Raw genomic sequence first — 20,039 nt, forward strand, 5'->3', positions numbered from 1 at the left:
TCAGCCCTCGCCCTGCAGGTCGGCCCAGGCCTTGTCGAGTGCCTTCTGCGCCTCGTCCTGCGCCTGGTCGAGTGAGGACTGCGGGTCGGCCTGCCCGTTCAGCACGCGGTTGACGGCGTCCTGCCACGCGGTGGTGAACTCCTGGTCGGCGGGGTTCGCGGGGAGGCTGAAGGTGTGGTCGTTCGCCTCGTACATGGCGGCGACCCCGTCGTCCCACTTCGCGTCACCGCTCGAGGTGACGAGCTCCTTGACCTTCGCGTCGGCGGCCGAGTTGGCGGTGAGGAGGCCGGTGAACGCCTTGCCGTCGGCCGCGCGGGCGTCGACCCGGGCCTGTGCAGCGGCGACCCAGCTGTCCACGTCGGTCATGGTCTTGGCGAAGCGGCACGCCGCGGCCGGGTTCTTGGTGCCCGAGGGGATGGCCCAGGCCTGCCCGGTCGAGAACGCGAGCGGCTCGCCGGAGGTGTCGCGGAAGGTGTCGAACTCCACCGTCGCCTCGGGCGACACGTCGTTCAGCACGTTGAGGTACCACTGCTCCATCGGCATCGCGCCGAGCTGGTTCGTGGCGTACTGGTTGCCGGCTCCGAAGAAGTCGGCCGAGTCACGGAAGGCCTTGACGGCGCTGAAGCCGCCCTGCGCGTCGTAGATGCCCACGGCGTACTCGAGTGCCTGCACCACCTCGGGTGAGTTCAGCTGGGCCGTCTTGCCGTCGGCCGAGATGAGGTCGGCGCCGTTCGCCTTGGCCCACAGCGGGAGGAACTCGGGCAGCTTGCTGTCGACGCCGATCACCGACAGCTTTCCGCCGTCGGTCTTCATCAGTGCCGTGTTCGCCGCCGCCATGGCATCCCAGTTCGAGCCGTTGACGTCGTCGATCGTGAGCCCCGCGGCGTCCAGCAGCGACTTGTCGGCCATGGTGAGCTGCACCGTGTTGAACTCGGGGATGCCGTAGACCGTGCCGTCGAGCGTCACCTGGTCGAGCGCCGACTCCACGAACTGCGAGGTGTCGATGCCCTCGCCCTCGATGCACTTGTCGAGGGGGATGATCGCTCCGCGCGCCGCGAGCGAGCCCAGCTTGTTGCGGTCGACGTAGAGCAGCTCCGGCGGCTTGCCCGAAGCGACGGCGGAGAGGAACTGCTGGATGTCGAGGTCGCCCTCGATGAGCGACACCTTGACGCCGTCCCCGAGCGCCTGCTCCGTGCGGTCGAGCCGGGTGGTCGCGATCTCGTCGGTGGCGCCGAAGCCCATGACCTGCAGATCACCGCTCAGCGTGGCGTTCGGGTCGTAGGTCACGTCGGCGTCGCCCTTCGAACCGGTGCCGGTGGCACAGGAACTGAGGGTGAGCGCTGCGGCGACGGCCAGGACGGCCCACGGCGCAAGGTGCTTCTTCATTGAATGTCTCCCGGTGTCGTGCGTCGACCAGCCGACGCTGTCAGGTGCTATGTGAGAACGTACCCACACTTGTTCCCAACGTCAACCCGCAATCGCTGTGGAATCGATACCAGAGCCCGAGGGGCGCCCGATCAGGGCGCCGGTGGGGCGTCGAGCAGGTTGCGTGCCCGGTTGGCGTGCTCGGGGCCCACGATCACCGAGTAGGAGGTGGCGATCACCTGCATCACCGAGGTGAAGTCGCGCCGACGACGACCGAGGCCGTAGACGGCGATGTTGAAGAACATGCCGAACCCGGCACCGATGAGGGCCGCGGCACCGATGAACAGTGGCGTCGCACCGCCCGGCGACAGCAGCACGAGCAGCAACCCGAAGAACAGCCCGATCCACAGCCCCGAGAGAGCGCCAGCAAGGGCCGCCCGGCCGTAGCTCAGCTTGCCGGTCACCCGCTCGACGCTCCGGAGGTCGCTGCCGACGATCGAGACCTCCTTCAGCGGGAACTCCTCCCGCGCCAGCCGGTCGACGGCCGCCTGCGCCTGCTGGTAGCTGTCGAAGGTGGCCACGACTTCGCCACGTGGGATGGCGGGCTCGCGCGGCAGACCGCGACGGGCGAACGGCGGTCGGTCGGTCATCCGCTCATTCTCCCACGGGCACCTCGACGGCGCCTGGGCGGCCGGGAGCAGGCCTGGCACCGCCGGGGGTGGCGCCCCGGCTTCCACCCTCCTCGAAGGTCTAAGTTAGTCATGTGAGTGCCACCAGAGTCTTCGTCGCCCGATTGGCGGGGTGCACCGTCTTCGACCCCGCCGGCGACCGGCTCGGCAAGGTGCGCGACGTGCTCGTGGTGTACCGCAAGAGCGATCCGCCGCGCGTCGTCGGGCTCATCGTCGAGATCCCGGGGCGGCGCCGCGTGTTCGTGTCGATCGGGCGCGTCACGAGCATCTCGAGCGGGCAGATCATCACGACCGGCCTCATCAACGTGCGACGCTTCGAGCAGCGGGGCGGCGAGGTGCGGGTCATCGCCGAGCTGCTCGGCCGCACCGTCGTGTTCGCCGACGGCTCCGGGCAGGCCACCATCGAAGACGTGGCGATCGAGGAGTTCGGCCCGGGCGAGTGGGCGGTGGCCCAGCTGTTCGTGCGCCGGCCCAAGACGAGTTCCTCCCCCTTCGCGAAGGGCGCGACCGTGTTCGCCAACTGGAGCGACGTGCGCGAGAAGACCGCGGTGGGTCAGGCGCAGTCGGCCGAGCAGCTGATCGCCACCTACAGCGACCTGAAGCCCGCCGACCTCGCCAACACCCTGCTCGATCTCCCCCAGGCCCGCATGCTCGAGGTGGCCGAAGAGCTGCCCGACGACCGGCTGGCCGACGTGCTCGAGGAGATGCCCGAGAGCGAGCAGGTCGAGATCCTCGCCCAGCTCGACGACGACCGCGCGGCCGACGTGCTCGACCAGATGCAGCCCGACGACGCGGCCGACCTCATCGCGCAGCTCTCGGAGGAGCGCGGCGAGCACCTCCTCGAGCTGATGCAGCCCGAGGAGGCCGACGACGTGCGCATGCTGCTCGCCTACGCCCCCGACACCGCCGGTGGCCTGATGACGACCGAGCCCATCATCGTGTCGGCCGACGCCACCGTGGCCGAGGGTCTCGCCCTCATCCGCCGGCACGAGCTGGCACCCGCTCTGGGCGCCGCGATCTGCGTCACGCTGCCGCCCTACGAGCCGCCGACCGGCCGATTCCTCGGCATGGTGCACTTCCAGCGGATGCTCCGCTACCCGCCGCACGAGCGGCTCGGCACCATCCTCGACCAGGGCCTCGAGCCCGTCACGGCCGACACGAGCGCGGCCGAGGTGTCGCGCATCCTGGCCAGCTACAACCTCGTCTCCGTGCCGGTTGTCGACGACAACCACCGACTGGTCGGGGTGGTGACCATTGACGATGTCCTCGACTACCTCCTGCCTGACGACTGGCGAAGTAACGACAGCGATGACGACGCGCCCCGACCGGCGCCGAATCGCACGCCGACGCGAGCGCAGACCGGAGCGCCGCGACTGATGAACCGCGGAAGGAGGACCAGCAATGGCACGTCGTAACAACGCCCAGGACAACGCGCTCGACGCCCCCAAGGGCCGCCGCACCGGAGTGCTCCCCCGGCGGTCGGTGGCCGCGCCGAGCCGCGACCGCTTCGGCCGCCTCACCGAGGCCATCGCCCGCGCGATGGGCACGCCCTGGTTCCTCTTCGGGCTCACGCTGTTCGTGGTGGTCTGGATGATCTTCAACACCTTCGGCCCCGAGGCCTGGCGCTTCGACTCCGCGGCGATCGGCTTCACGGCGCTCACCCTCATCCTCTCGCTCCAGGCCTCCTACGCGGCCCCGCTCATCCTGCTCGCGCAGAACCGGCAGGACGACCGCGACCGGGTGCAGTTCGAGCAGGACCGGCAGCGCGCCGAGCGCAACCTCGCCGACACCGAGTACCTCGCGCGGGAGGTCGTGGCACTCCGCCTGGCGCTGCAGGACATGGCGAGCAAGGAGTTCATCCGGGCCGAGCTGCGTTCCCTGCTCGAGGAGCTCGACCGAGACCGGCCCGCGCCGGGCAAGCCAGGCGAGTGACCGTCGTGCCGTCAGCGGGTCTCGCCGACGCCGTGCGCGGCGCGCTGGGCCGGGTGATCGACCCCGAGATCCGCAAGCCCATCACCGAGCTCGACATGGTGGGCCGGGTCGAGGTGACCGAGGCCGGTGAGGCCGAGATCGGCCTGAAGCTCACGATCGTCGGATGCCCGGCCGCCGCCACCATCGAAGGCGACGTCCGGGCGGCCGCTGCGGCGGTGCCGGGCGTCGCGGGCGTGCGGGTCGACGTCTCGGTGATGACGAAGGAGGAGCGCGCCGAGCTGACCGCGAGACTGCGGGGCCCTGGGCAGCGCACCATGCCGTTCGGGCCCGGCTCGCTGACCCGGGTCTACGCCGTGACGAGCGGCAAGGGCGGCGTCGGCAAGTCGACCCTCACCGCGAACCTCGCGGTGGCGCTGGCCGCCGAAGGCCTGTCGGTGGGGCTCATCGACGCCGACGTGTACGGGTTCTCGATCCCGGGCATCCTGGGGCTCGTCGACGAGAACGGCGTGGCCGCCCGCCCCACCCGCGTCGACGACATGATCCTGCCGCCGGTGGCGTTCGGGGTGAAGGTCATCTCCATCGGCATGTTCATCGACCCCGAGCAGGCCTCGAGCACCGGCGGCGCCGTCGCCTGGCGTGGTCCGATGCTGCACCGCACGATCAACCAGTTCCTCACCGACGTGTACTTCGGCGACCTCGACGTGCTGCTGCTCGATCTGCCGCCGGGCACGGGCGACGTGGCCATCTCGATCGGGCAGCTGCTGCCGAACGCCGAGGTGATCGTGCTCACCACTCCGCAGGCCGCGGCCGCCGACGTCGCGGAGCGCTCGGGCCTCGTGGCCATGCAGACCGGCCAGCACGTGTACGGCGTGATCGAGAACATGGCGGGCTTCGTCGCCCCCGACGGCAGCGTGCTCGACATCTTCGGAGCGGGCGGTGGAGCGGATGTCGCGGAGCGACTCACTGCCCGCCAGGGCACCGAGGTGCCGCTGCTGGCATCGGTGCCGATCAGCGTCGCGCTGCGCTCGGGCGGCGACGCCGGCGCGCCGGTGGTGCTGGCCGATCCTGCCGACCCGGCGAGTGCGGCCATCCGTGCGGTCGCCGGCCGGCTGGCGCACCGCGGCCGCGACCTGGCCGGCCGCAAGCTCGGCCTCTCGCCGCGATGACCACGTCGCGGCGGTGGGCTCGGGCTCGCGGGTCCGTCGCCGCCCTGGCCGCCGTCGTCGCCGTCGTCGTGGTCCTCGACCTCGCCGGATGCACGGGGGTCGAGTCGCCCGCACCCGCGAACTCGGTGTCACCGCATCCGTCGGCCCCCTCGCCGAGTTCCACCCCCGCCGCACCCATGGTCGTCGACGGCCTCGGATTAGCGGTGCTGCAGAATCGGCCCGACTACGCCACCCGGGTGCTCCAGCTGTCGGTGACGAACGAGACCACGACGCCGATCACGGTCGTCGGTGCACGGTTCGAGTCACCACAGTTCGCCGCCCCGGCCGACTACACGAAGACGACGTCGGTCGAGGTGCCGGCCGGGCTCACGCGACAGCTCCCCGTGCCGTTGCCCGCGGCCGTGTGCCCGCTGCCGGCCGGGGCGACGCCGAGCGTCACGATCACCGTCACCGACGCATCCGGGGCTCGACGGGAGGTGACGGGCGAGCCGGCCGATCCGTTCGGCGTGCTGCCGCGGATCGCCGGGGAGGACTGCGTCGACGAGGCCGTGGCCGCCGTGGCGACGCTGCGGCTCGACGACGATCTCGAGGTGACGGGCACGGGCGGCGACTCGGTGGCGCACCTGCGGCTCCACGTCGAGCCCACCGGTGGCACCGGCACGCTCGACCTCGACGAGGTGCGGTTCACCATCCTGCTCCAGCCGGTACAGGGCACCACCTGGCCCCTCGACGCGACCGTGTCCGGCGGCGATCCGGCGCGGGAGTTCGTGCTCGACGCCGTGCCGGCCCGCTGCGATCCGCACGCGATCGCCGAGGACAAGCGGGGAACGGTGCTCCCGGTGGTGGTCGGCGTGGCTGGCGGGCCGAGCGGCACGGTCTCGGTGTCGCCGAGCGCTGCGCTTCGCCTCGCGCTCTACGACTTCATCGCCGCGCACTGCGGCTTCGCCACGGCCCCGTGACCGGGTGCCGCGCACGCGACCGGGCTCAGGTGGCCTCGGAGTCGTAGCCCGCGACAGCCTCTGCGGGTGCCGGGGCGTCTGCTGAGACGCCTGCCGCCACGCCCTCGACGTAGCCTTCCGCGCTTGCTGCGCCTGCTCCAGCCGCGCCCGCAACGCCGGCGGCCGCTGCGCCAGCAGCACCCGCCGCGGCGGCCCCGGCGGCCTCGCTGCCCGCCACGGGCACCGGCCCGCCCGCCGACTTCGCCTTGTGCTGCAGGTACGCCGGCTCCGGCCGGGTGGCGCCGGGCTCCCGGGTGACCGGCCGCACGGCGGGGGTGGCCGGTTCGTCGTCGAGCAGCGCCTCACGGATGATTCGGCGCGGGTCGTACTGACGCGGATCGAGCTTCTTCCAGTCGACGTCGTCGAAGTCGGGGCCCATCTCGTCCTTCATCCGCTCCTTGGCCCCGTTGGCCATGTCACGGACCGTGCGCACCAGCTGTGCCAGCTTGGCGGCGTACCCGGGCAACCGTTCGGGCCCCAGAACGAAGACCGCGATCACACCGATCAACAGGAGCTTCTCAAAGGTCAACCCGAACACCCTGAAATCATACAGCCGTCGCCGAGAGCCGGCTGTGGGGCGTGGCTCCCGGCCTCGGGGCGGCGGATGCCTAAGCTGGCTGCGGAGGCCCACCGTGTCACGCAAAGAATCCAGTTGGAAGTACGCCGACGACATCGTCGTCGAGACCCCGCAGATCGTCGCGGCGCGCGCGCACGCGGCCGAGGTCGGGGTGGAGTCGGTCGCGCCCGCCATCGGCAGCCAGCTCGCCGTGATCGCCGCCGCCACCGCGGCGCGATCGATCGTCGAGATCGGCACCGGCCTCGGCGTGTCGGCGCTCTGGATGCTCCGGGGCGCACCCGAGGCCACCATCACGTCCATCGACACCGAGCTCGAGCACCAGCAGGTGGCGCGCGCGGCTCTGCTCGAGGCGAAGGTGCCGGCCAACCGCATCCGTCTCATCACCGGCCGGGCGGGCGAGGTGCTCCCGCGGCTCAACGAGAACTCCTACGACCTCGTGCTGGTCGACGCCGACGCGGCGTCGGTGATCGAGTACGTCGAGCACGCCCTGCGGCTCGTGCGCCGGGGCGGCACCGTGCTCGTGCCGCACGCGCTCTGGAAGGACAAGGTGGCCGATCCCGCCCAGCGCGGCGACACCGTGGGCGACTTCCGCACCCTCATCAGTGAACTCTCGGCGTCGGACGCGGTGCTCGTGGCGCTCTCCCCCGCCGGCGACGGCCTGCTGCAGGTCACCAAGATCGTCAGCTGAGAGCCGCGGCAACAGCCGCTCGAGTGCTTAACGCCGACGACCCCGGTGCCGGGCACCGAGGTCGTCGAGAGCGACTCGCCTAAGCGGGGTTGACCACCCCGGCGAGTGCGTCGTGAAGTTCTTTCGCCTCCGCGTCGTTCACGGAGACGACGAGGCGGCCCCCGCCCTCCAGTGGCACTCGCACGATGATGAGGCGTCCTTCTTTCACTGCCTCCATCGGTCCGTCTCCGGTCCTGGGTTTCATGGCGGCCATTCGGCTCCCCTTTCGTGGTGTCCTCTCCATTATCGCAGGTCGGGCGTCACGGGGGTGTCCAGTCGCGGCCGTCGACCCCCCAGGCGATGGCCAGCCAGCCCACCTGGCCCGCGATGCACACGAGCACCACCGCGACCCGGTACACCTTCGAGCGCGGCAGGGCGAGGGCGCCGAGCGCCGGGAACAGCGGCATGAGCAACCGGAAGGTGCTCGACTGCGGGAAGAACACGGCGAGGAGGTAGAGGGCGTAGCTGGCCAGCCACAGCCGCAGATCGACGCCGAGACGTTTCACGGGCCGGAGGAACAGGAACACCGTGAAGCCCAGGATGAGCAGGATCACGACGATCGCACCCCACGGCTCACCGAGCCACCAGTTGCCGCCCTGGAACCACGCCGTGAACGGCACGAGTTCGCCGTAGCCGATGTAGGCCGCCCGCCAGGCCAGCTCGGTGTCGGTGTACGCGGTCATCGACCCGGTGCCGATCCAGGCCGCGAGCGGCCAGACGACACCCATGAAGGCGCTGAACGCGGCGAGGGCGACACTCACCACCCGGTCGCGCACCGGGAACGGGTCGCTCCGCCGCACCACGAAGCGATGCACGAGATGAAGCCCCACGAACAGGGCGAAGGCGAGCCCGGACGGTCGCGTGAGAGCCATCACCACGACGATCGGGAACACCCAGCCGTAGCGCCGGGTGACCACGAGGTAGAGGGCGCTCACAAGCAGCAGCAGCGACATCGACTCCGCGTACGCGAATTGGAACAGGGGCGACAGCGGCGCCACACAGAACAGCACCACGCTGAACAGGGCGGCGTTCGAGTCGTTCAGCACGTGCCGCATCAGCCGGTAGAACACCAGCGCGGCACCGAGTGCACAGGCCACCGAGACCGTCACCGCGATCAGCTCCCAGCGCGCGCCCGTGACGAAGCGGATGCCCTCCACCAGGAACGGGTAGCCCGGCATGAACGCCCAGGCGTTTTCTCCCACGTGCCCGTCGGCGGTGATCGGCAGCTGCGCGGGGTAGCCGTAGAACGAGATGATCTTGTACCAGTTGCCGTCCCAGATGGCGGCGTAGCTGAGGTACGGCGGGTTCGGCCCGGTCCACGGATTCGCGCCCTGCGCCCGCGCGAAGAGCAGCACGATCACCGTCGTCACGACCCGGGAGAGGGCGAACACCGCAATGACGCGGAGCCACCACGGCGTCATCCGGTAACGCAGCAGCAGGCGCGACGGCCGCCGGCGCGGCACCTCGGAGCTCGAAGCTCCGAGGTTCGACGACCGCGCACCGGATGCGTCGGCCAGCTGCTGTGACACGGGCGAGCTCAGCCGGCGGCGGCCGGGCTGTCGCCGCCGCTCAGCCAGGCGCGCAGCCCCGCCTCGCAGTCGCGGATCTGCTGCAGGCTCACCCGCTCGTCGTCGGCGTGCGCCTTGAGCGGGTCGCCCGGCCCGTAGTTGACGGCGGGGACGCCCATCGCCGAGAAGCGGGCCACGTCGGTCCAGCCGTACTTCGGCTTGGGCTCCCCGCCGACCGCGGCGAGGAAGCGCTGGGCCAGCGGTGCGTCGAGCCCGGGGCGCGCGCCTTCGGCGAGGTCAACGATGCGGATGTCGAAGCCCGGGAAGAGCTCGTGGATGTGCGCGACCGCCTCCTCGCCGCTACGGCTCGGCGCGAAGCGGTAGTTCACGTGCACCATCACCTCGTCCGGGATGACGTTGCCGGCCACCCCGCCCGTGATGCCGACCGCGTTCAGGCCTTCGCGGTAGACCAGCCCGTCGACCTCGACCTCGCGCGCCTGGTAGTGCGCGAGGGTGTCGAGGATGGTGGCCGCCTTGTGGATGGCGTTGTCGCCCACCCACCCTCGCGCGGAGTGCGCCCGCAGCCCGTAGGCGCGGATCTCGGCGCGCAGGTTGCCGTTGCAGCCGCCCTCGATCTGCGAGTTGCTCGGCTCGCCGAGGATGGCGAAGTCGGCAGCGAACAACTCGGGACGGTTCGCGGCGAGCCGGGTGAGGCCGTTGAGGTCGTTCGAGACCTCCTCGTGGTCGTACCACATCCAGGTGATGTCGACCTCGGGGTTCACGAGCTCGGCGGCGAGCTTCAGTTGCACGGCGGTGCCGGCTTTCATGTCGACGGTTCCACGGCCCCAGAGGTACTCGACCCCGTCGATCGTCTCGTAGCGGGTCGGCAGGTTGTCGTTCAGGGGCACGGTGTCGATGTGCCCGGCGATCGCCACACGCTGCGCCCGGCCGAGGTTCGTGCGGGCCACGACGGTGTCGCCGTCGCGCACGATCTCGAGATGCGGCGCCTGTTGCTCGAGGGCGGCGACGATCGCATCCGCCAGCAGTGTCTCGTTGCCCGAGACGCTCTCGACGTCGCAGATCTGTTGCGTCAGCACCACCGACGATTCGCTGAGGTCGAGAACCGGATGCGCGGGGTCGAAAGCAGGCATTCCACAAGTTTAGGGTTCCGGGCCCAATACGCTTGAGTCATGCCTGACGAAGTACTGACAGCTCCCACGCACGCCTGGGGCAACGGACTCATCACCCTCGCCGGCGACGGCACCGCCCTCGACACCTGGTTCCCCGCGCCGGCGCTCGGCCGCGCGCCGGAGGGGCTGCAGCACCCCGAGGAGCTCGTCGCCTACGCGAATCCGGATGCGCGGCGGGGCGTCACCTTCGACATCGCCACGGTCGAGATCGAGCTCGCCGCTCCGCCGCAGTCGACACCCGACGCCTACCTGCGCCTGCACCTGCTCTCGCACCTCCTCGTCGCCCCGAACACGGTGAACCTCGACGGGATCTTCGCGCACCTGCCGATCGTGGTGTGGACGAACGCGGGCCCCGTGCATCCGGACGACTTCGACCGGTTGCGCCCGTCGCTCCAGCGTGCGGGCATCCAGGCCTACGGCGTCGACAAGTTCCCGCGCCTGCTCGACTACGTCACGCCCGCGAAGGTGCGCATCGCGGATGCGTCGCGGGTGCGGCTCGGCGCCCACCTCGCACCCGGCACCACGGTGATGCACGAGGGCTTCGTGAACTTCAACGCCGGCACGCTCGGCACCTCGATGGTCGAGGGGCGCATCTCGCAGGGCGTCGTCGTGGGCGACGGGTCGGACATCGGCGGCGGCGCCTCCATCATGGGCACCCTCTCCGGGGGCGGTACCCAGCGGGTGTCGATCGGGCGCCGGGCGCTGCTCGGCGCGAACTCGGGCATCGGCATCTCGATCGGCGACGACTCGGTGGTGGAGGCCGGGCTCTACGTCACGGCGGGCACGAAGGTGGTGCTGATCGACGCGTCGGGCTCCGACGAGGAGAACCGCATCGTGAAGGCGGTCGACCTCTCGGGCGTGCCGAACCTCCTCTTCCGCCGCAACTCCCTCACCGGCGCCGTCGAGGCCGTCTCCCGCACCGGCGCGGGCGTCACCCTCAACCCCACCCTCCACGCCTGATTCAGGCGAACTACAGCGAAGCGCCCGTACTCAGGTCACAGTGGCCTGAGTACGGGCGCTTCTCCTGAAAACGGCCGCCGGGGTCAGGGGCGGGGCGGGAGGTCGCGGGCGGGGGCGCCGACGTAGAGCTGCTGCGGGCGGCCGATCTTCGTGGCCGGGTCGGTCGCCATCTCCCGCCAGTGCGCGATCCAGCCGGGCAGGCGCCCGATCGCGAACAGCACCGTGAACATGCGAGTCGGGAAGCCCATCGCCTTGTAGATCACGCCGGTGTAGAAGTCGACGTTCGGGTACAGCCGCCGCGAGATGAAGTACTCGTCCGACAGCGCGACCTGCTCGAGCTCCTTCGCGATGTCGAGCAGCGGGTCCTGCACGCCCAGCGCGGTGAGCACCTCGTCGGCGCTCTCCTTCACGAGCTTGGCCCGCGGGTCGTAGTTCTTGTAGACGCGATGCCCGAAGCCCATGAGACGGATGCCCGCCTCCTTGTTCTTCACCCGCTCCACGAACTTGTCCACGCCCTCACCCGAGTCGCGGATCTGCGCCAGCATGGTCAGCACCGCCTCGTTCGCCCCGCCGTGCAGCGGCCCGAACAGCGCGTTGATGCCCGCCGAGATCGAGGCGAACATGTTGGCCTCGGTGGAGCCGACGAGCCGCACGGTCGAGGTCGATGCGTTCTGCTCGTGGTCTTCGTGCAGGATGAGCAGTCGCTCGAGCGCCTTCGACAGCACCGGGTTGATCTCGTACGGCTCGGCCATGGTGCCGAAGTTCAGCCGCAGGAAGTTGTCGACGAACGACAGCGAGTTGTCGGGGTAGAGAAACGCCTGCCCGAGGCTCTTCTTGTGCGCGTAGGCCGCCATCACCGGGAGCTTGGCGAGCAACCGGATGGTCGAGATCTCGACGTCTTCGGGCTTGTGCGGGTTGATCGAGTCCTGGTAGTACGTCGACAGTGCCGACACACCCGACGACAGCACCGACATCGGATGCGCGTTGTGCGGCAGCGCGTCGAAGAACCGCTTGAGGTCTTCGTGCAGCAGCGTGTGGCGGCGGATCTTCTCGTCGAACTCTGCGAGCTCGGAGACCGACGGCAGCTCCCCGTAGATGAGCAACCACGCCACCTCGAGGTAGGTGAGATTCTGGGCGACCTGCTCGATCGGATACCCGCGGTAGCGCAGGATGCCCTGGTCGCCGTCGATGTAGGTGATCTCCGACCGCGTGGCCGCGGTGTTCACGAAGCCGTAGTCGAGGGTGGTCAGACCCGTCTGCTTGGTCAGCGTGGAGAGGTCGATCGACGACGCCCCGTCGACGCTCTGCAGCACCGGGAACTCGGCGGTGCCCCCGGGATAGCTGAGGGTCGCGGTCGGAACCTCGACCTCGTCGATCTCCTCGATCGAGCTGGTGGTTTCTTGACCGACGTCCGTCACGGCGCCTCCCTGAGTGATCCTGCCTGCGTGTCAGTGGCGGGACGCAGTGAGGTGTTTGTGAACCGTGACCGCGTTGACCCTCATACAGCCTAATGTGACCCGAACCCTACTGTTGCATTCGATCACGCTTGCCCGGCGGCGTTGGAGGAATGCGACTAACGAAGCCCCGACGCCGCCAGTCGCGACGCCGCGGCGGCGATTCGCTCGTCGCTCGCGGTGAGCGAGAACCGCACGTGCTCGGGGAAGTACGGCCCGTAGAAATGACCGGGCCCGGCCAGGATGCCCCGCGTCGCCAGCGCCTCGATGGTCGACCAGGCGTCCCGCCCCTCGGTGGCCCAGAGGTAGAGCCCGGCCGCACTCTCGTCGATCCGCAACCCCGCTCGCTCGAGCGCCGGCCGCAGCACGTCACGTCGCGCCCGGTACCGTTCCTTCTGCTCCGCCACGTGCAGGTCGTCGCCGAGCGCCGCCACCATCGCGGTCTGCACCGGGCCGGGCGGGATCATGCCGGCGTGCTTGCGCACCGTCACGAGCCGCGCCACCAGCGCGGGGTCGCCGGCGGCGAACGCCGCACGGTACCCGGCGAGGTTCGACTGCTTGCTCAGCGAGTACGCCGCGATCACCCCGGTGAGGTCTCCCCCGGTGACCCGCGCATCCAGGATGCTCGGCACCGGCTCGCTCGCCCACGGTCCGTCCCAGCCGAGCTCGGCGTAGCACTCGTCGCCCGCGATCACCGCGCCGAGCGAGCGCGCCCGGGCGACCGCCCGCTGCAGGGCGGCCAGGTCGAGCACCCGGCCATCCGGGTTGCCCGGACTGTTCGTCCAGACCAGGCGCGTGTTCGCCGGCCACTCGTCGGGGTCGTCCGACGCGAAGGCGGTGGCGCCCGCGATCTGCGCCCCGATGGCATAGGTGGGGTACGCGGCGCGCGGATGCACCACCACGTTGCCCTCGCCGAGCCCCAGCATGAACGGCAGCCACGCCACGAACTCCTTCGAGCCGATGGTGGGCAGCACGTTCGCCTCGGTCAAGCCGGTGACGCCTCGCCGCCGCTCGTACCAGGCCACGATGGCCTCGCGCAGCCGCACGGTGCCGGCGGTCTGCGGGTAGGCGTGCGCATCCGTCGCCTCGGCCAGCGCCGAGCGCACCACCTCCGGCGTGGGGTCGACGGGTGACCCGATCGAGAGGTCGACGATGCCGTCGGGGTGCGCGCGGGCGCGGGCCGCGAACGGCGCCATCTCGTCCCAGGGGTAGTCGGGCAGCTCGCCGAGGGCCATGCTCAGGCCCGGGTGCTCAGTGCTCGCCCTGCGGGGGCAGTGCGGCGACGAGCGGGTGGTCGTGCTTGATCACGCCGACCTTGGCGGCGCCACCGGGCGAGCCGATCTCGTCGAAGAACTCGACGTTGGCCTTGTAGTAGTCGGCCCACTCCTCGGGGAGGTCGTCTTCGTAGTAGATGGCCTCGACCGGGCACACCGGCTCGCAGGCGCCGCAGTCGACGCATTCGTCGGGGTGGATGTAGAGCGAGCGTTCGCCTTCGTAGATGCAGTCGACGGGGCATTCGTCGATACACGCGCGGTCTTTGACATCCACGCACGGGAGGGCGATGACATAGGTCACAGTGCTTCAGGTCCCTTCGATGACCGGGGATTCGAGTCTACTTCGTCGCGGACCGTGCTCCGCCCAGCCGCGGCCAGGCGAGCACGACGACGGCGACCAGGGTCGATCCGAGCAGCCAGCAGTAGCCGAGCACCCCTTCGGGGATGAGCACGGAGCCGCCGGGGCTCGGGAGCGCCAGCAGCGCCGTCATCCCCACGAGACCCACCCCGGCGAGGACGGCCGGGAGCCGCGTGAGGAAGCTCATGCGGAGCCCGATGAGCAGCAGCAGTTCTGCGGGCAGCGCGATGGCGAGGCCGATCGGCAGGTCGAACAGGCCGGCCACGCTGAACGTGATCTGGTGCACGATGGTGCCGAGCACACCGAACAGAGCACCGAGCAGCAGGGCGACGAGGTAGCCAAGCAGCCGGGTGACGAGCGACGTGCCGACGGGCTCCGCGTCGGGCCCGGCGTGGGCCTCGGCGGGCGGGAATGCGTAGGGCGACCCGCCCGGTGTCCCGGCACCCGTGGTGCGGATGCCGTAGGCCGGCTCTGGGCTGCGCGACTCGTTGTCCACCGGCCCAGCCTACGGCGTCACCCGCCCGGATCAGCGCCGGCGACGCGTTCCGAAGACGCCTTCGATGACACCTCTCAGGATGGTCTGGGTCGCCTTGGAGCCGAGCACGTCGCCGAGGAGGTCGGGCTGCGGTTTGGTGGTGCGGCTGCGCGGCGTGGAGCGCGGGGCCGGCGCGCGCCGCGCATCCTTCTCGGCCTGCGCCTTCGCCTCGCGCTGCACCTGCTTCTCGAACTCGGCCTGCTGCCGGGCGTACTCGTCGGCAGCCTCCTGCGCGGAGGCCGCGGCCGCTGCGGCGTTCAGCTTCGCCGCGAGCAGCTCCCGAGCGGATTCGCGGTCGACGGGGCTGCCGTAGAGCGGTAGGAGCGGAGATGAGGCCACGGTCTGGTCGATCTGCGCATCCGGTGTCGGCGCCATCGAGCCCTGCGGGGCCCGAACCCTCGTCCAGGCGACCGGGCTCGGCGCGCCCTTCTCGTTCATCACCGTCACGATCGCCTCGCCGGTGCCGAGGCTCTGCAGCACCTGGTCGAGGTCGTAGGCGGAGGTGGGGTAGGTCGAGACCGTCGCACGCAGCGCCTTCGCGTCGTCAGGGGTGAAGGCGCGGAGGGCGTGCTGCACGCGCGAGCCGAGCTGGCCGAGGACGTCGGCCGGCACGTCCTTCGGCGTCTGGGTGACGAAGAAGATGCCGACGCCCTTCGAGCGGATGAGCCGCACGGTCTGCACGATCTGCTGCACGAAATCCTTCGACGCGTCGCGGAACAGCAGGTGCGCCTCGTCGAAGAAGAAAACGAGCTTGGGTTTGTCGAGGTCGCCCACCTCGGGCAGGTCGTTGTAGAGATCGGCGAGCAGCCACATCAGGAATGTGGAGAACAGGGCCGGCCGGTCGGCGACCCGGGGCAGCTCGAGCAGGCTGATGATGCCGGTGCCGTCGTCGGCGGTGCGGAGGAACACGGCGGTGTCGATCTCGGGCTCGCCGAAGAACGCCTCCGCGCCCTGAGCGGCGAAGGCGATGAGCTCGCGCAGGATGACGCCGACCGTGGCGTTCGAGAGCCCGCCGAGCGACTTCAGCTCACCCTTGCCCTCGGCGCTCGTCAGGTAGCTGAGCACCGCCCGGAGATCGCTGAGGTCGAGCAGCGGCAGCCCCGCCTGCTCGGCGTAGTGGAAGACCAGGCCGAGGCTCGACTCCTGCGTCTCGTTGAGCCCCAGCACCTTGCTGAGCAGCACCGGGCCGAAGCCCGCCAGGGTGGCGCGGATCGGCACTCCCTTGCCGATGCCGCCGAGGCTGAAGTACTCGGTGCGGCTGGCCCGTGGGGACCAGTCCTGGCCGATCGCGGCCGTGCGGGCGAGCAGCTTCTCGCTCGGCTCGCCCGGCGTGGCGACCCCCGAGAGGTCGCCCTTCATGTCGGCGGCGAACACGGGCACCCCGGCGGCGGCGAACTGTTCGGCGAGGGTCTGCAGAGTGCGGGTCTTGCCGGTTCCGGTGGCGCCGGCGATGAGACCGTGCCGGTTGGTCATGGCGAGGGGGATGCGCACCTGCACGTCGGGTCGCGCCTCACCGTTCACGAGGGCGCCGATCTCGAGCGCCGGGCCGTCGAACGCGTAGCCGGCGCGGATGGCTTCGACCGCGTCGGCGCCGAGCGGTGCCGGAGGGGCGGGCGACGGCGGCGCTGCCGGCGGGGCGGGCTCCGCCGCCGCTGCAGCACCTGCCGTCGCCGCGGCGAGCGCCTCCTCGGCGCGTTTCACGGCCGCTTCCGCAGCCGCCTGGGCCTCTCGCGCTGCCGCCACCGCGGCGGCGGCATCGGCCTGTGCCTGCCGAACGTCGTCATCCGTCATGACCTCAGCCTAGAAGGCCGAGCACGAATCGAGATCGTTTCATGTGGACAATTACCCGCCGCGAGATTACGCTCGAACTTTGGTAAGGCTACGCTTACCCGAAATCCCGGAATGGTTCCCGTGCTCGCCAACTATCTGATCGGTCTGCGTGAGGGCCTCGAGGCCGCGCTCGTCGTGGGCATCCTCGTGGCCTACGTGCGCAAGCTCGGCCGCCGCGACGTCTTGTTCCGGCTGTGGATCGGCGTCGGCCTCGCCGTCCTCGTCGCCCTGACCGTCGGCGCCGTGCTCACCTTCGGCGCCTACGGCCTGAGCTTCGAGGCGCAGGAGGCGCTCGGCGGCTCCCTCTCCATCGTCGCTACCGGTTTCGTGACCTGGATGGTGTTCTGGATGCTCCGCACCTCCCGCAACCTCAAAGGCACGTTGCAGAGCGACATCGACAAGGCGCTGATCGGTGCCGGGTGGGGTCTCGTGCTGGTCGCATTCCTCGCCGTGGGCCGGGAGGGCGTCGAGACCGCGCTGTTCATCTGGGCCGCCGTGCAGGCCACCGGAGAGACGACGTTGCCGTTGCTGGGCGCCGCCCTCGGCATCCTCAGTGCCGTCGTGCTCGGCTACCTCATCTACCGCGGTCTGGTGCGCATCAACCTGGCACGGTTCTTCGCCTGGTCGGGCGGCTTCCTCATCCTGGTCGCCGCGGGGGTGCTCTCCTACGGCGTGCACGACCTGCAGGAGGCCGGCATCCTGCCCGGCCTCAACAGCCTCGCCTTCGACGTGACGGCGATCGTGCCGCCCGACAGCTGGTACGGCACCCTGCTGAAGGGCACCGTCAACTTCTCCCCCGCCACGACCTGGCTCGAGCTCACGGTGTGGTTGCTCTACTTCGTTCCCACCATGACCCTGTTCATCCGCGCGGTGGCGCGCGGATCGAAGCCCACGACGACCCGTCAGGCGGCGCCTGCACCCGCTGCCGTCACCACCGCTCACAGCTAGGAGACCCATGAGATCCGCCCCCGCCCGCCCTCTGCTGATCGCTGCCGGCGCAGCCCTGTCCGTGCTGGCCCTGGCCGGCTGCGTGCCGAACAACGCCGGGTCGACGGATGCGGCCGGCGCCATCACCGTCGACAGCTCGGCCGACGGATGCGCGGTCAGCACCACCACCGCCGCGAGCGGCACGCTCACCTTCTCGGTCACGAACTCCGGCGACCAGGTGACGGAGTTCTACCTCCTCGCCGACGACGGTCTGCGCATCATCGGCGAGGTCGAGAACGTGGGCCCCGGAATCTCGCGCGATCTCGTGGTGCAGGCGCAGCCCGGCGACTACTTCACCGTCTGCAAGCCGGGCATGGTGGGCGACGGCATCGGCCGGGCATCCTTCACGGTCACCGGCGACAAGGTGCAGCTCGCGGGCGACGTGCAGGACCAGGTCGACCAGGCCGCGGTCAACTACGTGGCCTATGTGAAGGATCAGGTCGGTCAGCTGGTCACCGGCACCCAGACCTTCCTCGACGCCTACCTCGCCGGCGACGACGCGACCGCCCGCGACCTCTACGCGACCACCCGCGCCAACTACGAGCGCATCGAGCCGGTGGCGGAGTCGTTCGGCGACCTCGACCCGAAGATCGACTTCCGCGAGGCCGATGTCGCCGAGGGCGACGAGTGGACCGGCTGGCACCGCATCGAGAAGGACCTGTTCCCGCCGGCGCCGGCTGAGAACGGCGGCGTCACCTATGTGTCGCTCACCCAGGCGGAGCGCCAGGACTACGCCGACAAGCTCACCGCCGACACCCAGGCCCTCTATGACGCGGTGAACGCCGCCGACTACACGGTCTCGATCGATGCCATCTCCAACGGCGCCATCGGCCTGCTCGAAGAGGTCGCCTCCGGCAAGATCACGGGCGAAGAGGAGATCTGGTCGCACACCGACCTCTGGGACTTCCAGGCCAACCTCGAGGGCGCGAAGGTCGCCTACGAGGGCGTGCGCGACATCGTGGAGACGAAGGATCCCGATCTCGTGAAGACGATCGACGACCGTTTAGCCTCGCTCCAGGACACCCTGTCGGAGTACGGCAGCCTCGACTCCGGCTTCACCTACTACAACGAGCTCAGCACCGAGCAGGTCAAGCAGCTGGCCGACGGCGTCAACGCCCTCAGCGAGCCGCTCAGCCAGCTCACGGCGACCCTCGTCGGCTGACCCGGAGAGTCAAGCATCATGTCCGACCCCACGACACCCGCCCCGGCAGAACCGGGCCGGACCGGCATCTCCCGCAGGGGGTTGCTCGGGCTCGGCCTGGCCGGGGCGGGCGCCGTGGGTCTGGGGGCCGGTGCCGCGATCGACCGCTTCGTGCTCCCGCCGGCGGCCGCGGCGCAGGAGAACGCAGCCGTGTACCCGTTCTTCGGCGACCACCAGGCCGGCATCGTCACCCCCGCGCAAGACCGCCTGCACTTCGCGAGCTTCGATGTCGCCGAGGGACTCTCCCGCGACGACCTGGTGGAGCTGCTGCAGGACTGGAGCGCCGCCGCGGCCCTGATGACCCAGGGTCAGCAGGCGGGGACGTACGGCGCCGTGAACGGACCGTACGACGCCCCGCCCGACGACACGGGTGAGGCGCTCGGGCTCCCGGCCGCGGGGCTCACCATCACCATCGGCTTCGGGCCGACCCTCTTCCAGGCCGCCGACGGCACCGACCGCTTCGGGATCGCGGCGCAGCGGCCGGCGGCGCTGGTCGACCTGCCGCACTTCCCCGCCGACATGCTGCAGGATGCGCTCTCCGGCGGCGACCTCTGCATCCAGGCCTGCAGCGACGACCCGCAGGTGGCGGTGCACGCCATCCGCAACCTCTCCCGCATCGCGTTCGGGCGGGCGAGCATCCGCTGGTCGCAGCTCGGCTTCGGCCGCACGAGTTCCACCACCAAGGCGCAGCACACGCCGCGCAACCTCTTCGGCTTCAAGGACGGCACCGCCAACATCAAGGCCGAGGACACCGGCGTGGTGAACGAGCAGGTCTGGGCCGCCGCCGACGACGGTGCGGGCTGGATGGCCGGTGGCTCGTATCTCGTCGCGCGTAAGATCCGCATGACCATCGAGACCTGGGACCGCACCTCGCTCCGTGAGCAGGAAGCCATCGTCGGGCGCACCAAGGGCGAGGGTGCGCCGTACTCGGGCGGCACCGAGTTCTCGGAGCCCGACTTCGCCGCCACCGGCCAGGGCGGCGCACCCCTCATCGCCGCGGACTCGCACGTGCGACTCGCCCACCCCGAGCAGAACTCCGGCGCCCAGCTGCTGCGCCGCGGCTACAACTTCGTCGACGGCAACGACGACCTCGGGCGCCTGAACGCGGGCCTGTTCTTCATCGCCTACCAGCGCGACCCGCGCAAGCAGTTCATCCCGATCCAGCTCAACCTGGCCAAGAACGACGCGATGAACGAGTACATCCGCCATGTCGGGTCGGCGATCTTCGCAGTTCCCCCGGGCGCCCGCGACGGCGGCTACGTCGGCGAGACCCTCTTCGATTAGCCCG

Annotated in this window: 19 protein-coding genes and 1 pseudogene; 9 read left to right on the plus strand and 11 right to left on the minus strand. The window is 70.4% G+C overall.

What is annotated here, in order from left to right; translation table 11 throughout:
* Positions 1 to 1,386 (minus strand): type 2 periplasmic-binding domain-containing protein, encoded by a 1,386-nt coding sequence (locus AC3WLB_RS16770; RefSeq protein WP_492507917.1) that lies wholly within the window; start codon positions 1,384 to 1,386, stop codon positions 1 to 3.
* A 131-nt stretch (positions 1,387 to 1,517) separates the two neighbouring features.
* Positions 1,518 to 2,015: a general stress protein gene (locus tag AC3WLB_RS16775; protein WP_022895585.1), complete on the minus strand. Its 498-nt coding sequence runs from the start codon at positions 2,013 to 2,015 to the stop codon at positions 1,518 to 1,520.
* Positions 2,016 to 2,128: 113 nt separating this feature from the next.
* Here AC3WLB_RS16775 and AC3WLB_RS16780 point away from each other — a divergent pair, with 113 nt between their 5' ends.
* From AC3WLB_RS16780 to AC3WLB_RS16795, 4 genes are read left to right on the plus strand one after another with little or no spacing between them, the layout of a single operon-like run.
* Positions 2,129 to 3,469 carry a magnesium transporter MgtE N-terminal domain-containing protein gene (locus tag AC3WLB_RS16780; RefSeq protein ID WP_492507919.1) on the plus strand — a complete coding sequence of 447 codons (1,341 nt, stop codon included), beginning with the start codon at positions 2,129 to 2,131 and terminating at the stop codon, positions 3,467 to 3,469.
* Entirely contained in the window at positions 3,456 to 3,986 is a 531-nt protein-coding gene (locus AC3WLB_RS16785; RefSeq protein WP_022895587.1) for a DUF1003 domain-containing protein, read from the plus strand. The genes AC3WLB_RS16780 and AC3WLB_RS16785 overlap by 14 nt, the downstream gene beginning before the upstream one ends.
* Positions 3,983 to 5,152, plus strand: coding sequence for a P-loop NTPase (locus AC3WLB_RS16790; protein WP_492507922.1), 1,170 nt, complete (start codon positions 3,983 to 3,985; stop codon positions 5,150 to 5,152). Before AC3WLB_RS16785 ends, AC3WLB_RS16790 begins: the two co-directional genes overlap by 4 nt.
* Positions 5,149 to 6,111, plus strand: a complete 963-nt coding sequence (locus AC3WLB_RS16795; RefSeq protein WP_492507924.1) for a hypothetical protein — start codon at positions 5,149 to 5,151, stop codon at positions 6,109 to 6,111. The genes AC3WLB_RS16790 and AC3WLB_RS16795 overlap by 4 nt, the downstream gene beginning before the upstream one ends.
* 277 nt (positions 6,112 to 6,388) lie before the next feature.
* Here the strand turns inward: AC3WLB_RS16795 and AC3WLB_RS16800 are convergent.
* A pseudogene (locus AC3WLB_RS16800) lies at positions 6,389 to 6,688 on the minus strand (twin-arginine translocase TatA/TatE family subunit); the annotation flags it as partial.
* A gap of 94 nt (positions 6,689 to 6,782) precedes the next feature.
* Between AC3WLB_RS16800 and AC3WLB_RS16805 the strand changes: the two are divergent.
* Positions 6,783 to 7,415 (plus strand): O-methyltransferase, encoded by a 633-nt coding sequence (locus tag AC3WLB_RS16805; RefSeq protein ID WP_492507926.1) that lies wholly within the window; start codon positions 6,783 to 6,785, stop codon positions 7,413 to 7,415.
* Positions 7,416 to 7,494: 79 nt separating this feature from the next.
* Here the strand turns inward: AC3WLB_RS16805 and AC3WLB_RS16810 are convergent, their stop codons facing one another.
* The 3 genes from AC3WLB_RS16810 to dapE are packed head-to-tail and all read right to left on the minus strand — an operon-like array spanning position 7,495 to position 10,113.
* The gene (locus AC3WLB_RS16810) at positions 7,495 to 7,668 is read right to left on the minus strand and encodes a DUF3117 domain-containing protein (protein WP_022897336.1); all 174 of its coding nucleotides are present in this window, start codon (positions 7,666 to 7,668) and stop codon (positions 7,495 to 7,497) included.
* 46 nt (positions 7,669 to 7,714) lie between these two features.
* Entirely contained in the window at positions 7,715 to 8,983 is a 1,269-nt protein-coding gene (locus AC3WLB_RS16815) for a mannosyltransferase family protein (RefSeq protein ID WP_492507929.1), read from the minus strand.
* 8 nt (positions 8,984 to 8,991) lie between these two features.
* Positions 8,992 to 10,113 carry a succinyl-diaminopimelate desuccinylase gene (gene dapE, locus AC3WLB_RS16820; protein ID WP_022897334.1) on the minus strand — a complete coding sequence of 374 codons (1,122 nt, stop codon included), beginning with the start codon at positions 10,111 to 10,113 and terminating at the stop codon, positions 8,992 to 8,994.
* A 39-nt stretch (positions 10,114 to 10,152) separates the two neighbouring features.
* Between dapE and dapD the strand changes: the two genes are divergently transcribed.
* A complete protein-coding gene (gene dapD / locus AC3WLB_RS16825) occupies positions 10,153 to 11,112 on the plus strand; it encodes a 2,3,4,5-tetrahydropyridine-2,6-dicarboxylate N-succinyltransferase (protein WP_492507931.1) in 960 nt (319 codons plus the stop codon).
* Between the two features lie 83 nt (positions 11,113 to 11,195).
* On the opposite strand, the gene AC3WLB_RS16830 is transcribed toward dapD, so the two are convergent.
* From AC3WLB_RS16830 to AC3WLB_RS16850, 5 genes are all read right to left on the minus strand, one after another.
* The gene (locus AC3WLB_RS16830) at positions 11,196 to 12,488 is read right to left on the minus strand and encodes a citrate synthase (protein ID WP_492508191.1); all 1,293 of its coding nucleotides are present in this window, start codon (positions 12,486 to 12,488) and stop codon (positions 11,196 to 11,198) included.
* A gap of 197 nt (positions 12,489 to 12,685) precedes the next feature.
* Positions 12,686 to 13,801, minus strand: a complete 1,116-nt coding sequence (gene dapC, locus AC3WLB_RS16835) for a succinyldiaminopimelate transaminase (RefSeq protein ID WP_492507933.1) — start codon at positions 13,799 to 13,801, stop codon at positions 12,686 to 12,688.
* 16 nt (positions 13,802 to 13,817) lie between these two features.
* Positions 13,818 to 14,141 carry a ferredoxin gene (fdxA, locus tag AC3WLB_RS16840; RefSeq protein WP_022896413.1) on the minus strand — a complete coding sequence of 108 codons (324 nt, stop codon included), beginning with the start codon at positions 14,139 to 14,141 and terminating at the stop codon, positions 13,818 to 13,820.
* A 37-nt stretch (positions 14,142 to 14,178) separates the two neighbouring features.
* On the minus strand, positions 14,179 to 14,694 hold the full coding sequence (locus tag AC3WLB_RS16845; protein ID WP_492507936.1) for a hypothetical protein: 516 nt from the start codon (positions 14,692 to 14,694) through the stop codon (positions 14,179 to 14,181).
* 30 nt (positions 14,695 to 14,724) lie between these two features.
* On the minus strand, positions 14,725 to 16,524 hold the full coding sequence (locus tag AC3WLB_RS16850; protein WP_492507938.1) for a helicase HerA-like domain-containing protein: 1,800 nt from the start codon (positions 16,522 to 16,524) through the stop codon (positions 14,725 to 14,727).
* A gap of 120 nt (positions 16,525 to 16,644) precedes the next feature.
* Between AC3WLB_RS16850 and efeU the strand changes: the two genes are divergently transcribed.
* The 3 genes from efeU to efeB are packed head-to-tail and all read left to right on the plus strand — an operon-like array spanning position 16,645 to position 20,035.
* Positions 16,645 to 17,511: an iron uptake transporter permease EfeU gene (gene efeU / locus AC3WLB_RS16855; RefSeq protein WP_492508193.1), complete on the plus strand. Its 867-nt coding sequence runs from the start codon at positions 16,645 to 16,647 to the stop codon at positions 17,509 to 17,511.
* A 7-nt stretch (positions 17,512 to 17,518) separates the two neighbouring features.
* A complete protein-coding gene (gene efeO / locus AC3WLB_RS16860) occupies positions 17,519 to 18,712 on the plus strand; it encodes an iron uptake system protein EfeO (RefSeq protein WP_492507940.1) in 1,194 nt (397 codons plus the stop codon).
* 18 nt (positions 18,713 to 18,730) lie between these two features.
* A complete protein-coding gene (gene efeB / locus AC3WLB_RS16865; protein WP_492507942.1) occupies positions 18,731 to 20,035 on the plus strand; it encodes an iron uptake transporter deferrochelatase/peroxidase subunit in 1,305 nt (434 codons plus the stop codon).
* Positions 20,036 to 20,039: the final 4 nt, after the last annotated feature.

The organism is Herbiconiux sp. FW305-C-125 (genome assembly GCF_058783455.1).